We start from the raw sequence: 12,715 nt of genomic DNA, 5'->3' as shown, positions 1-12,715 counted from the left end.
CACGGCGATCACGAAGGATTCCTTTGCGCTTGGCGCCTCTTGTGCCATGATCGCGTCGCTTGACATCCAGAAACCACGGGGGGAACACCTGTGTCAGCCACAAACCCGCTCACCGCCGGTGACGACGGCATGGTCCGCAACTTCGTCGACGGCGGATTCGTCGACGCGACAGACCGGGCCACCACACCCGTCGTGGATCCCTCCACCGGTAGGGCCTACCTGCAGGCGGTCCGCTCCGGCGCGCACGACGTCGACCTGGCGTGCCGGGCGGCGGCCCGGGCCTTCGACGGATGGCGCGACGCCACCCCGGCGCAGCGAAGCGTCGCCCTGCTGAAGCTGGCCGATCGCCTGGAGGAGCACGCGGAGGATTTCATCGAGGCCGAAGGTCGCCAGACCGGCAAGCCTCTCGCCCTGACCCGCAGCGAGGAGATCCCGCCCTGCGTGGACCAGCTGCGGTTCTTCGCCGGCGCGGCCAGGGTCCTCGAGGGGCGCTCCGCGGGCGAGTACATGGCGGGCCACACGTCGTGGATCCGGCGCGAGCCCATCGGGGTGTGCGCCCAGGTCACGCCGTGGAACTACCCGCTGATGATGGCGGTGTGGAAGATCGCGCCGGCTCTGGCTGCGGGTAACACCGTCGTCCTCAAGCCGTCGGACACCACGCCGGTGACCTCGGTGATGCTGGCCGAGATGGCCGCCGACCTGTTCCCGCCGGGCGTGTTCAACGTCGTGTGCGGCGACCGGGAGACGGGCCGCGCTCTGGTCTCGCACCCCGTACCGCAGATGGTGTCGATCACCGGCAGCGTGCGGGCGGGCCGGGAGGTCGCCGTGGCGGCGGCCCAGGACCTGAAGAAGGTCCACTTGGAGTTGGGCGGGAAGGCGCCGGTGATCGTGTTCGACGACGTCGACGTGGCGGCCGTCGCCGAAGGCATCGCGGGTGCCGGGTGGTTCAACGCCGGCCAGGACTGCACCGCGGCCACCCGGGTGCTGGCCGCCCCGGGCCTCTACGGCGACCTGGTGGATGCCCTGGCTGAGCAGGCCGCGGCCACGCCTTTCGGCGGGCTGGACCGCCCCGACGCCGCCTTCGGCCCTCTCAACAACGCCAACCAGTTGGAGCGGGTCGCCGGCTTCTTGCAAAGAGCCCCGTCGCACGTGCGCGTCGCCGCTGGGGGCGCGCCGGCCGGCGGCCAGGGCTACTTCTTCCCGCCCACCGTTGTCGCCGACGTGGAGCAAGACGACGAGCTGGCCCAAAGCGAGATCTTCGGGCCCGTCATTACCGTCCAGCGCTTCGCCGACGAGGACCAGGCCGTGGCGTGGGCCAACGGGGTCGAGTACGGCCTGGCATCGAGCGTTTGGACCAAGGACCACGGACGAGCCCTCCGGGTGTCCCGCCGGCTCGACTTCGGGGCGGTGTGGATCAACACCCATATTCCGATCGTGGCCGAGATGCCCCACGGCGGGTTCAAGCATTCGGGCTACGGCAAGGACCTTTCGATGTACGGCTTCGAGGACTACACCCGCATCAAACACGTAATGAGCGCATACGAGTAGGGAAGGGGCGACAATCGATGGAGAAGGCGTCGCATCACGCGTCGGACGCGTCCAACGGCAGCGGTGAAGGCAAGGGCCTGAAGGTCGGCGCGATCGGGCTGCTGTCCACCACTGTCATCGCGATCAGCTCGGTCGCTCCGGCGTATTCGCTGGCCGCCGCCCTCGGCTACATCGTCGCCATCGTCGGCTTCCACGCCCCGGCCATTGTGCTGCTGGCCTTCGTGCCGATGGTGCTCATCGCGCAGGGCTACAACCGGCTCAACCGGGACATGCCCGACTGCGGCACGACGTTCACTTGGGGGGCCAAGGCGTTCGGGCCGAAGACCGGGTGGATGGGCGGATGGGCGATCGTGGTCGCCGACGTCATCGTGATGGCCAACCTGGCCCAGGTCGCTGGCCAGTACATGTTTCTGCTCTTCGGCGCGGACGGTCTGGCGGCCAGCTCCGGCTGGACGCTGATCGCCGGTATCGGGTGGATCATCGTCATGTGCGCCATCTGCTATCTCGGCATCGAGATCAGCGCCAACATCCAGTACGCGCTGCTGGCCATCGAGATCACGATGCTGAGCGTCCTGTCGGTCTACGCCCTGGTGAAGGTCTATGCCGGCTCGGCTCCCTCCGCCGACCCCGCGGACATCAAGGCTCACGCGGCGGGTGCCGGGCCGCATCACTTCCATCTGGGATGGTTCAATCCCTTCGGTGCCGGATCGCTGTCCGCGGTCACCATCGGGCTGCTGACGACGATCTTCATCTACTGGGGATGGGACACCGCGGTGTCCATCAACGAGGAGACCAGGGACAAGAACCGGACCCCCGGGCGGGCCGCACTGCTCGCCACCGTCGTCTTGCTGGTCACCTATTGCCTCGTGTCGGTGGCGACCACGGCCTTCGCGGGCCTGGGCACCCACGGCATCGGCCTGAACAACTCCAACAACAGCAGCGACGTCTTGTCGATCCTCGGCGGCGCGGTCTTCGGGTCGCACGGGTTCGGTCACGTCCTGGCGAAGCTGCTGGTGTTCATGGTCCTCACCTCCGCGATGGCCTCGACGCTCACGACCATCCTCCCGACCGCCCGCACGACACTGTCGATGGCCGTGTACCGGGCGATCCCGGCCCGGTTCGCTCGGATCCATCCCAAGTACATGACCCCGACCTGGTCGACGGTCGGCATGGGCGTGGTCTCGATCGTCTTTTACGCCGCGACCAACTACATCAACAGCGGGAAGGTGCTGGTCGACCTCATCGGTGCCATCGGGTTGCCGATCGCGTTCTACTACGCAATGACCGGCTACGAGTGCGTCTGGTGGTACCGAAAGCAGCTTCGCAGCAGTCCCCGGATGCTTTTGACGGCGGGCGTGTTCCCGCTGGTCGGCGCGGCGGTCCTGTCGTTCTTCTTCGGGTACGGCTGCTACTACTACTGGCAGGCCGGCAACAGCACCACATCGTGGACACTGCCGTTGTCGCCGCACTGGCGGATCGGGGGCATTTTCTTCAGCGGTGTGCTGTCGTTGGCGCTCGGCTACGTCATCATCGCGGTGTACCGCCGGGTTACGCCCTACTACTTCGAGGGTGTCACCTTGAACCAGGCCACGCCGATCCTCGTGCCCGAGGGGGATACGGTGGCGGTGGCCATTGCCGCCGAACTGGCGGAGGAAGAGATCGAGGCCGAAATCAAGCAGGAGGAGACCACGTCGTGATCGTCGGAGTTCCGAGCGAGGTCAAGAACCACGAATACCGGGTGGCGTGCACCCCTGCGGGAGTCCACGAACTGGTGCGTTCGGGGCACACGGTGCTGGTGCAACAGGGCGCCGGCGTCGGCTCCTCCATCCCCGACGAGGACTTCGTGGCCGCCGGGGCCGTCATGGTGGCCACCGCGGACGAGGCCTGGGGTGACGCGGACCTGGTCCTCAAGGTGAAGGAACCGGTCCCAGAGGAGTACCACCGGCTGCGCAAGGACCTGGTCCTTTTCACCTACCTCCACCTCGCGGCGTCGAGACCCTGCACCGAGGCGTTGCTCAACGCGGGCACCACGGCCATCGCCTACGAGACGGTGATGCTGCCCGACGGCACCCTTCCGCTGCTCGCGCCCATGTCGGAGGTGGCGGGTCGCATGGCTCCCCAGGCCGGCGCCCACCACCTGCAGCGAGACGGCGGTGGTCGCGGCGTGCTCATGGGAGGGGTGTCGGGCGTCTACGCCGCCAAGGTGGTGGTCATCGGCGCAGGGGTATCGGGTATGAACGCGGCGGCCATCGCCTTGGGGATGCAGGCCGAGGTCCTCCTCCTCGACCGAAACATCGCCCGCCTGCGCGACGCCGACCGCATCTATCAGGGGCACTGCCAGACCGTCGCGTCCAACAGCTACGAGGTTGAGCGGGCGGTGCTCGACGCCGACTTGGTGATCGGGGCGGTGCTGGTCCCGGGGGCGAAGGCCCCGACGCTTGTCAGCAACGAGTTGGTGTCGAGGATGAAACCCGGCTCGGTGCTGGTCGATATCGCCATCGATCAGGGCGGATGCTTCGAGGACTCCCGCCCCACCACCCACGCCGACCCGGTGTACAAGGTCCACGAGTCGGTCTTCTACTGCGTCGCCAACATGCCCGGTGCGGTCCCGCACACGTCGACGTTCGCTCTGACCAACGTCACTCTTCCCTACGCCCTCGAGATCGCCAACAGGGGATGGCGCGACGCGTTGCGGGCCGACCCGGTACTCGCTCCTGGTCTCAACACCTATGACGGGCAGGTCACCTACCCGTCGGTGGCTGACGCGCACGGCCTGCCGTCGGTGGCCTTGGCAGACGTCCTGGCCTGAGATCGTCGGGGTTACTCGCCGATGTCCTCCCCCCAGACGTCGGGGTGCTCGGCGATGAAGCGGCCGAGGAGGTCGGCGCAGGCTCGGTCGTCCAGGTCGATCACGCTGACCCCGATCTCGCGGAGCCAGTCGATCCCGCCCTGGAAGGTCCGGGACTCACCGACGATGACCGTGCCGATGCCGAACTGGCGGATCAGCCCGCTGCAATACCAGCACGGAGCGAGGGTGGTGACCATGGTGGTGGACCGGTAGGAGCGCTGCCGGCCGGCCCGGCGGAACGCGTCGGTCTCGCCGTGGCTGGAGGGGTCGCCATCTTGGATCCGTCGGTTGTGGCCCCGTCCTAGCACGGTGCCGTCCGCGGCCAACAGGGCGGCGCCGATCGGCACTCCACCTTCGGCGGCGCCGGTGCGTGCCTCTTCTAGCGCGACGGCCAAGGCTGCGGAGGGGTCGACCATGGGCCGAGGGTAGGCGGCGGCCGGCGGGAGCTGCTCTGCTGCGCGTCCCGGCGTCGGGGTGTGTCGGGGTGGCGGGGTCGGCGGTCAGGCGCTGGCGGGTCGGGATCGCAGCGGGCTGATCGCAGCCATGCGGCGCTCGGTCACCGCGGCGTCCTCGGTCGCGGCGAGCAACTGGCGCATCTCCTCGGCGGGATAACGCCGATGACCGCCCGGTGTCCGCACCGACGGTATCCGTCCCCGCCGGGCCCACTCCGACACGGTGCGCTCCGAGACCTGGAACAGCGCAGCGACGTCGGCGGTGCGCAGTAACTGCCCCCCGAGCCCGGAGGGGACCTCGGACCCGAACAAGTTGGCGAGCAACGCCTTGCGCTGCGCTTCCTGGTTGTCGTCGTGCATCACGTCATCACCTCGTAGCGGCGCACGGCACGTCGGGGATGGGATGTCGGCGTCAAAGGCAAGACCGTGGACCGTGCGTCCGAACCCACCGTCTCAGGGGGCTCCGGAGCTGACAATGGTCCATCCGGACTATTTCGACGAACAAATGACTAGTTACTTTCGCACTCTGCGTGACAAAAGATGGCCCGTACCAGCAGGATTGCCGCTGCCCGGCTGAATCGCCGCTCGAGATTCCACCGCACGAAGCGTTATCGCCGGCACGGGGAGCGGGTCCGCGGGCGAGCCGGCGGCGGGGAGGCGGTCCCCGGCGCCAGGAGGCGGCGGGACTACGGTGGCCAGCCATGCTCCTAGCGGCGCTCACCGGCGGCATCGGATCGGGCAAGAGCACGCTCGCCGCGGGCTTGGCTCGTCGGGGGGCGCCGGTCGTCGACGCCGACCAAGTGGCCCGGCAGGTGGTCGAGCCCGGCGGCCCGGCGTACCAGCCGCTCCTCGAGCGTTTCGGTTCGGGGATCCGATCCGATGACGGCACCATCGACCGTCCGGCATTGGCCGCGATCGTGTTCAACGACCCCGAGGCGTTGGCGGACCTCAACCGGATCACCCACCCGGTCATAGGCCAGGAGGTCCTGCGCCGGCTGGCCGATCTCAAAGGCCACGCGGGGCCTGTGGTGCTCGACGTGCCGCTGCTCAACCGGGTGACCGTCGAGCTGTACAAGCCGGGGGCCCTGGTCGTGGTCGACACCCCCGAGGAGGTGGCCGTCGAGAGGCTCGTGGCCCACCGGGGCTTCTCCGAGGGGGATGCCAGGGCCCGGATCGCGGCCCAGGCGACGAGGGAGGAGCGCCGAGCCCTCATCGGACTGGTGGAGCACGGTCTCGTCGTCGACAACTCCGGTGACCTCGAGGCGATGGAGCAGACCTGCACCGACGTCTGGCGCTGGCTCTCCGACCTGCCGGCCTGAGGCCTGAGCCGGCAGTCACAGGGGGCCGGTACCATCAGCGGCATGGCGCGGATGGAGGTCGTCTCGGAGTTCGAGCCCGCCGGCGACCAGCCGGAGGCGATCGCCAAGCTGACCGCAGGCATCGAGCGCGGCGACCGGTTCCAGACCCTGCTCGGAATCACCGGCAGCGGCAAGAGCGCGACGATGGCGTGGACCATCCAGGCGGTGCAGCGGCCGACGCTGATCATCGCCCCCAACAAATCGCTGGCCGCCCAGCTGGCCAACGAGATGCGGGAGTTCTTCCCGCACAACCGGGTCGAGTACTTCGTCAGCTACTACGACTACTACCAGCCCGAGGCGTATCTCCCCTCCAGCGACACCTACATCGAGAAGGACAGCTCGATCAACGACGAGATCGACCGGCTTCGCAACTCGGCCACCGCGGCGTTGCTTACCCGCCGTGACGTCATTGTGGTGGCGTCGGTCTCGTGCATCTACGGCCTGGGCAGCCCCGAGGAGTACGCCAAGCGGCTGGTGCACCTGCAAGTCGGGACGGAGATCGACCAGCGGGCGGTCCTGCGCCAGCTGGTGGACATCCAGTACGAGCGCAACGACGCCAACCTGGTGCGGGGCAAGTTCCGGGTGCGCGGCGACACCATCGAGGTCCACCCGGCCTACGAGGAGTTCGCGGTGCGCATCGAGCTGTTCGGCGACGAGATCGAGCGGATCACCACTGTTGACATGCTGACGGGGGAGCAGCTCGGGGAGCTGCAGGACGTCGATATCTTCCCGGCTACCCACTACGTCGCCGGCGACGAGCGCATGCAGGTCGCGATCAAAGGCATCGAGGCGGAGCTGCAGGAGCGGCTGGCGTTCTTCGAGAAGGAGGGCAAGCTCCTCGAGGCCCAGCGGCTTCGGATGCGGACCCAGTACGACCTCGAGATGTTGGGCGAGGTCGGGGTGTGTTCGGGCATCGAAAACTACAGCAGGCACATCGACGGCCGGTCAGCGGGGGAGCCGGCCCACACGCTCCTCGACTTCTTCCCCAAGGACTACCTGCTGATCATCGACGAGTCCCATCAGACCGTCCCACAGCTACACGGCCAGTACGAGGGGGACCGCTCCCGCAAGGAGACCCTGATCGAGCACGGCTTCCGGCTGCCGTCGGCGGCGGACAACCGGCCGCTGCGCTTCGACGAGTTCTACGAGCGGGTCAACCAGTGCGTGTTCTTGTCGGCGACGCCGAGCCCCTACGAGGTGGCCCAGTCCACCCAGGTGGTCGAGCAGATCGTGCGCCCCACGGGGCTCATGGACCCCGAGGTGGTGGTCAAGCCGACGAAGGGTCAGATCGACGATCTGATCGGCGAGATCAACCAGCGGGTGTCGCGAGGGGACCGCATCCTCGTGACGACACTCACGAAGAAGATGGCGGAGGACCTGACTGACTACCTCCTCGAGATGGGGCTCAAGGTCCGGTATCTGCATTCGAACATCGACACCATCCAGCGCATCGAGATCCTCAGGGACCTCCGTCTCGGCGAGTTCGACGTGCTGGTCGGCATCAACCTCCTCCGGGAGGGTCTGGACCTGCCGGAGGTGTCGCTGGTGGCCATCCTCGACGCCGACAAGGAGGGCTTCCTCCGGTCCGAGACGTCGCTGATCCAGACCATCGGCCGGGCGGCACGAAACGTCGACGGTCAGGTGATCATGTACGCCGACCAGATGACCGATTCGATGCAGCGGGCGATCAGCGAGACGCACCGCCGCCGCGCCGCGCAGGCTGCCTACAACGAAGAGCACGGCATCAGCCCGGCGACGGTCCGCAAGGCGATCACCAACATCTTGTCGATGCTCGGTGGCCGCAGCGGCGAGGCGCCCACCCCGGGTCAGGACCGCCGCAACCGCAAGCGGGATCGGGCCCGCAGCGACCTGGCCGAGCTGCCCGCCAGTGAGCTGGCCCGCCTCATCTCCGCCATCGAGGAGGAGATGCGCGACGCCGCCGCCGATCTGCGTTTCGAGTACGCAGCCAAGCTGCGCGACGAGGTCAACGACCTCAAGTCGGAGCTGAAGGCCCTCTCGACGCAGGTCCCTGCCGGCTAGCGGCGCTCAGCCGGCGACGGGGGTCTCCCCGGCGGCGGGGACTCGGGTGGCGCGCCGGCCGGCCCGCCGCGCGGCCAACGCCAGCTGGCGGGCGTCGCGGGGGGCGCAGCCGTTGGTGTCGTTGTTGAAGTAGGCGTACACGTCGGCGTCGTCGTCCCACATGTCGGCCAGGCGTTGCGCCCAGGTGCTTATCGCCTGGCGCCCGTAGCAGGGGGAGGGGTGGGCCCGCCCCCGGTGGAAGCGCACGTAGCCCCACTCGGCGGTGACCCAGTGCGGGGCGGGGCCGCCCGGGTCGGCCAGGCACAGCGCAGCGTGGTGGTGCTCGAGGCAAGCGCGGGTATCGGGCGTCCACCAGCTGTCGTGGCGAGGTTCGACCGCCACCCGGACGGCTCGGGGGAAGGCTCGAAGGGTCCGGTCCAGGGCCGTGACGTCGGCGCGGAGGGTGGGTGGGAGCTGCAGCAGGATCGGGCCGAGCTTCGCTCCGAGCGCGCCGGTGCGCTCCAGCAGGCGGCCCACCGGTTCTTCCGGGTTCTGCAGGCGCCGCACGTGAGTCAGGTATCGGCTGGCCTTCACTGCCACCACGAAGTCGTCCGGGGTGGCGGTCGCCCACTTTTCGAAGGTGGCGGCCTCGGGAAGGCGGTAGAAGGCGTTGTTGACCTCGACGGTGGCGAAGCGCTGGCTGTAGTGCTCCAGCCACGACCGGACGGGCACCCCGCCGGGGTAGAACCGGCCGCGCCAGTCCTTGTACTGCCAGCCGGAGGTGCCGATCAGCAGCGGCATGCCGGTGCTTTGGTCCCGCCGCCTGGCGGTGGGAGGCTCACGGTCGCAGGCCGGCGATCACCACGTCGAGCATCCGCTTCGACGTGGCATCGCTGTCGGCCTGCTGCTCGTTGACCATCAAGATCCCGTGGACCATCCGCAAGATGTCGGTCAAGGCGACGTCTCTGCGGATGCGCCCGGCGGCCTGGGCCCGCTGCAGGAGGGCCTGACCGGATCCTTTCATCTCGGCCACCGCCAGGTTCAAGTCGGTGCCTTCCTGCATCTTCTTGTCCATCACGCTGGCCATCACGCTGGCGGCCATGCAGCGGCCCTTGCGGCCGAAGACCATCTGCTTGCGTAGCCACTCGGCGAAGGCCCCGTCGGGATCTGGGGAGCTGAGCAGGGTCTCGGCCTCGGCCCGCAGGTCGTCGACTCGCCGGAGGTACACCGCCTCGAGCAGGTCCTGGCGGGTCGGGAAGTGCCGGTAGAGCGTTCCGATCCCGACCCCCGCGCCCTTGGCGATCTCGTCGAGGGACGCCTCGGAGCCGTGGGCGGCGAATGCTTCCTCCGCGGCTGCCAGCAGCGCGTCGTAGTTGCGCCGGGCGTCCGCCCTCATCGGTCTGGAGGGCCGCTCCTCGCTACGGGTTGTGCTCATGTCGATGTGCTCCTGGTGGGGCTCGGCGACCGCCGGCAACACCGCAAAAAAGAGTTGCAAAGCGGAGGCATCCTCCGTATAGTAACCGGAGACCTCCTCAGGTTATCTCCTGTGAACCCCCCGGCGCAGGAATCGTTGAAAGAAAGGATCGCTCGTGCCAGTACTCACGCGCGCCCCAGGCACCAAGCCTCATCCGACCATCGCCCTGTTCGTCATCCTGGCCTGCCAGCTGATGGTCGTGCTGGACGCCACCGTCGTCAACATCGCCCTTCCGTCGATCCAACACGCCCTGCACTTCACCCCGGCCGGTCTGTCGTGGGTCATCAACGCGTACACGCTGACCTTCGGCGGCCTGCTCCTGCTCGGCGGGCGGGCCGGCGACGTGTTCGGCCGGCGCCGTATGTTGATGGCCGGGCTGGCCCTGTTCACGGCGTCGTCGCTGGTGGGCGGTCTGGCCGGGTCGTCCACCATGCTGCTGATCGCCCGCGCGGTGCAAGGCGTGGGCGCGGCGATGGCCGCACCGAGCACCCTCGCCCTGATCACCGCCACCTTCGAGGAGGGGCCGCCCCGCAACCGGGCGCTCGGCCTGTTCACCGCGGTGTCGGCGGGCGGCTCGTCGCTGGGCCTGATCCTCGGGGGGGCCTTGACCTCCTGGGCGTCGTGGCGGTGGGTGCTGTTCATCAACGTGCCGATCGGCATCGCCATCATCCTCCTCGCCCCCCGCTTCGTCGTCGAACCTGCCCGCCGGCCCAACAAGCTCGATCTGCCAGGCGGCGTGCTGGCAACCGGCGGGCTCGCCGCGCTGATCTACGGGTTCATCCGGATCGCCTCCCACGGCTCCGACACCGCGCTGACCGTGGCCTTCTTCGTCGCCGCCGTCGCCGCCCTGGGCGGGTTCGTGGCGGTCGAGGTCCGCAGCCCGCACGCCCTCATGCCGCTACGGCTGCTGGCCAACCGGAGTCGCAGCGTGGCGTTCGTCGACATGCTGCTCGTGCCGGCGGCGATGTACGGGACGTTCTTCTTCACCAGCCAGTTCCTCGAGAACGGCCTCCACTACAGCGCCATCACCGCTGGCTTCGCCTTCCTGCCCCTCACCGGACTGATCTTCGCGATGTCGAGGGTGACGCCGCGGCTGGTCGCCCGCTACGGACCCACCCCGCTGCTGCTCACCGGGCTGGTCTCGATCACCGCCGGCATGGCGTGGCTGTCACAGGAACAGGCGTCCGCCGGGTACCTGGCCGGAGTCTTCGGGCCCCTGCTGCTGTTCGGGTTCGGTGCCGGCTCCTGCTTCATGCCCCTGGCCTTCTCGATCCTGCAGGGCGTGGACCGCAACGACGCGGGCGCGGCGTCTGGAATGCTCCAGACCATGCAGCAAGTCGGCGGGTCGCTCGGTCTTGCGGTGCTGGTGACCGTCGCGGCCAACGGCGGCCGGTCCTCCGCCATGCTCACCGCCGCCGGCTTCACCGGCGGGGCGCTGGTGCTGACCCTGATCAGCCGTCTCGGCGTCCGGGTCACCTCGAGCGAAGCCGACATGGCCGAAGAGGCGGAGCTGGTGGCCGCCTGAGGGCATCCCCCTGGTGCTCTGACCGACCTCCCCCCGGGGACCCCCAGCCCGCCGGCCCTGCCGGCGGGCTGGTCCCGTGTGCGGCCCGGTCGGCCCGGCGGGTGCCGTCAACCGGGGTGAGCTGCCGGTGGGCCGGTCGTCTCCGGCCCGGTCCCCTCCGGCAGGATCACGCGCGACGCCCGATCCCACGTCAGGTAGTTCCAGGCCCAGTTGAGCAGCACCACCGCCCGGTTGCGGAACCCGACCAGGAACACCAGGTGGACGGCCAGCCACGCCAGCCAGCCGAAGGTGCCGGCGAAGGTCACGCCGCCGGGCAGCTCGGCCACCGCGGCGCGCCGGCCGATGGTCGCCATCGTGCCGTGGTCTCGGTAGCGGAACGCTCGAGCGGGTCTGCCCTCCTGCCGGCGCAAGATCTGGCGCGCCGCATGGCGGCCGCCCTGGATCGCCACCTGCGCGACCTGGGGCAGCAGTTCGCCGCGACGGTCCCTTGTCGCTGCGGCGTCACCGATCACGAAGACCTCGGGGTGGCCGGGAACCGACAGGTCGTCGGCCACCGGCGTCCGGCCGCCCTTCTCCTTTGCCCCAGGTAGGCAGCCGACGAGGGGGTTGGCCTTCACGCCGGCGGTCCACACCACGGTGGCGGCCTGGATGCGCTCGCCACCCTTCAGGGTCACGCCGTCGGGCTCGACGGAGGCCAGTGAAGTGGCGAAGCGCATCTCCACCCCCTTCTGCCTCAAGGTGGCGACCGCCGCGTCCTGGGATCGGCGGGAGTAGCCCGGCAACAGGGTGTCGGTCATCTCCACGAGCACGACCCGGGCCCGGCCGACGTCGAGGTGGCGGTACTCGCCGGCCAGGTTGTGGCTGATCAGCTCGGAGAGGGCGCCGGCCATCTCGACGCCGGTGGAGCCGCCGCCGACCACGACCGTGGTCAAGTCGGCGGCGCCTGGGTGGCCGTCGACGGCGTTGTTCTCCGCCCGCTCGAACATGCTCAGCACGTGGTTGCGAAGCCGGACCGCGTCGGGGAGGGTCTTGAGCGTGTACGCGTGCCGGTGGACGCCGGGGATCCCGAAGTCGGCGCTGGAGCTGCCCGCCGCCACGATCAGGTAGTCGTAGGCCAGGCGCTCGCCGCCGGTCAGCTCCACCTGCCGCGCTGGGGGATCGATGCCACACACCAGACCCATGCGGACCTCCACGTTGGGCTTGCCGGCGTGGATGGCCCGGATCGGAGCGGCGATGTCGTCGGGGCCCAGCCCGGCGGTGGCCACCTGGTAGAGGAGCGGCCAGAAGCCGTGGTAGTTGTCCCGGTCGACCACCACCACGTCGACACCGGTGCCGGCTAGCACCCCGACCGCGGCGAGACCCCCGAACCCCGATCCGATGACAACGACCCTCGGGCGGACAGGCATGGGTCACCCCTACCCAGCGGGCGACCCCTGGCTGCGGGCCGGGCCGGCAGATATCCCGGTGTCGAACACGTGTTCGCTGGTACCC

At 69.1% G+C, this 12,715-nt stretch carries 11 protein-coding genes; 6 read left to right on the top strand and 5 right to left on the bottom strand.

All coding sequences use genetic code 11. The features are described from left to right. The first annotated feature begins 129 nt into the window (after window positions 1-129). The 3 genes from K6U06_RS04205 to ald are packed head-to-tail and all read left to right on the top strand — an operon-like array spanning window position 130 to window position 4,357. Window positions 130-1,548, top strand: a complete 1,419-nt coding sequence (locus K6U06_RS04205) for a gamma-aminobutyraldehyde dehydrogenase (RefSeq protein ID WP_410050985.1) — start codon at window positions 130-132, stop codon at window positions 1,546-1,548. 17 nt (window positions 1,549-1,565) lie between these two features. After that, on the top strand, window positions 1,566-3,245 hold the full coding sequence (locus K6U06_RS04200) for an APC family permease (RefSeq protein ID WP_262320646.1): 1,680 nt from the start codon (window positions 1,566-1,568) through the stop codon (window positions 3,243-3,245). Next, a complete protein-coding gene (gene ald / locus K6U06_RS04195; protein WP_262320645.1) occupies window positions 3,242-4,357 on the top strand; it encodes an alanine dehydrogenase in 1,116 nt (371 codons plus the stop codon). Before K6U06_RS04200 ends, ald begins: the two co-directional genes overlap by 4 nt. An 11-nt stretch (window positions 4,358-4,368) precedes the next feature. Here the strand turns inward: ald and K6U06_RS04190 are convergent, their stop codons facing one another. Both K6U06_RS04190 and K6U06_RS04185 read right to left on the bottom strand, forming a co-directional pair. Continuing rightward, a complete protein-coding gene (locus tag K6U06_RS04190; RefSeq protein ID WP_262320644.1) occupies window positions 4,369-4,812 on the bottom strand; it encodes a nucleoside deaminase in 444 nt (147 codons plus the stop codon). A gap of 84 nt (window positions 4,813-4,896) precedes the next feature. Continuing rightward, a complete protein-coding gene (locus tag K6U06_RS04185; RefSeq protein ID WP_262320912.1) occupies window positions 4,897-5,208 on the bottom strand; it encodes a helix-turn-helix domain-containing protein in 312 nt (103 codons plus the stop codon). A gap of 341 nt (window positions 5,209-5,549) precedes the next feature. Here K6U06_RS04185 and coaE point away from each other — a divergent pair, with 341 nt between their 5' ends. Then, complete coding sequence (gene coaE / locus K6U06_RS04180) at window positions 5,550-6,167, top strand: dephospho-CoA kinase (RefSeq protein WP_262320643.1); 618 nt, start codon at window positions 5,550-5,552, stop codon at window positions 6,165-6,167. Between the two features lie 42 nt (window positions 6,168-6,209). Then, window positions 6,210-8,246, top strand: coding sequence for an excinuclease ABC subunit UvrB (gene uvrB / locus K6U06_RS04175; RefSeq protein WP_262320642.1), 2,037 nt, complete (start codon window positions 6,210-6,212; stop codon window positions 8,244-8,246). A 6-nt stretch (window positions 8,247-8,252) separates the two neighbouring features. On the opposite strand, the gene K6U06_RS04170 is transcribed toward uvrB, so the two are convergent. Both K6U06_RS04170 and K6U06_RS04165 read right to left on the bottom strand, forming a co-directional pair. Next, on the bottom strand, window positions 8,253-9,026 hold the full coding sequence (locus tag K6U06_RS04170) for a DUF72 domain-containing protein (RefSeq protein ID WP_262320641.1): 774 nt from the start codon (window positions 9,024-9,026) through the stop codon (window positions 8,253-8,255). A 37-nt stretch (window positions 9,027-9,063) separates the two neighbouring features. Further along, window positions 9,064-9,660, bottom strand: coding sequence for a TetR/AcrR family transcriptional regulator (locus K6U06_RS04165; RefSeq protein ID WP_262320640.1), 597 nt, complete (start codon window positions 9,658-9,660; stop codon window positions 9,064-9,066). Between the two features lie 154 nt (window positions 9,661-9,814). Here K6U06_RS04165 and K6U06_RS04160 point away from each other — a divergent pair, with 154 nt between their 5' ends. Further along, window positions 9,815-11,224: an MFS transporter gene (locus tag K6U06_RS04160; protein WP_262320639.1), complete on the top strand. Its 1,410-nt coding sequence runs from the start codon at window positions 9,815-9,817 to the stop codon at window positions 11,222-11,224. A 107-nt stretch (window positions 11,225-11,331) separates the two neighbouring features. On the opposite strand, the gene K6U06_RS04155 is transcribed toward K6U06_RS04160, so the two are convergent. Beyond that, a complete protein-coding gene (locus tag K6U06_RS04155) occupies window positions 11,332-12,630 on the bottom strand; it encodes an NAD(P)/FAD-dependent oxidoreductase (protein WP_262320638.1) in 1,299 nt (432 codons plus the stop codon). Window positions 12,631-12,715: the final 85 nt, after the last annotated feature.

It is taken from the genome of Acidiferrimicrobium sp. IK (assembly GCF_025499425.1).
In the GTDB taxonomy this organism is placed as follows: domain Bacteria; phylum Actinomycetota; class Acidimicrobiia; order Acidimicrobiales; family Palsa-688; genus Acidiferrimicrobium.
Note: the sequence above shows the minus strand (reverse complement) of the source record. Positions and strands in the feature narration are given on the sequence as shown.

Coding starts and splice junctions, on each gene's coding strand:
- K6U06_RS04205 (WP_410050985.1), top strand. CDS start 130: ATGGTCCGCAACTTCGTCGACGGCGGATTCGTCGACGCGACAGACCGG.
- K6U06_RS04200 (WP_262320646.1), top strand. CDS start 1,566: ATGGAGAAGGCGTCGCATCACGCGTCGGACGCGTCCAACGGCAGCGGT.
- K6U06_RS04190 (WP_262320644.1), bottom strand. CDS start 4,812: ATGGTCGACCCCTCCGCAGCCTTGGCCGTCGCGCTAGAAGAGGCACGC.
- K6U06_RS04155 (WP_262320638.1), bottom strand. CDS start 12,630: ATGCCTGTCCGCCCGAGGGTCGTTGTCATCGGATCGGGGTTCGGGGGT.
- K6U06_RS04165 (WP_262320640.1), bottom strand. CDS start 9,660: ATGAGCACAACCCGTAGCGAGGAGCGGCCCTCCAGACCGATGAGGGCG.
- coaE (WP_262320643.1), top strand. CDS start 5,550: ATGCTCCTAGCGGCGCTCACCGGCGGCATCGGATCGGGCAAGAGCACG.
- uvrB (WP_262320642.1), top strand. CDS start 6,210: ATGGCGCGGATGGAGGTCGTCTCGGAGTTCGAGCCCGCCGGCGACCAG.
- K6U06_RS04170 (WP_262320641.1), bottom strand. CDS start 9,026: ATGCCGCTGCTGATCGGCACCTCCGGCTGGCAGTACAAGGACTGGCGC.
- K6U06_RS04185 (WP_262320912.1), bottom strand. CDS start 5,208: ATGCACGACGACAACCAGGAAGCGCAGCGCAAGGCGTTGCTCGCCAAC.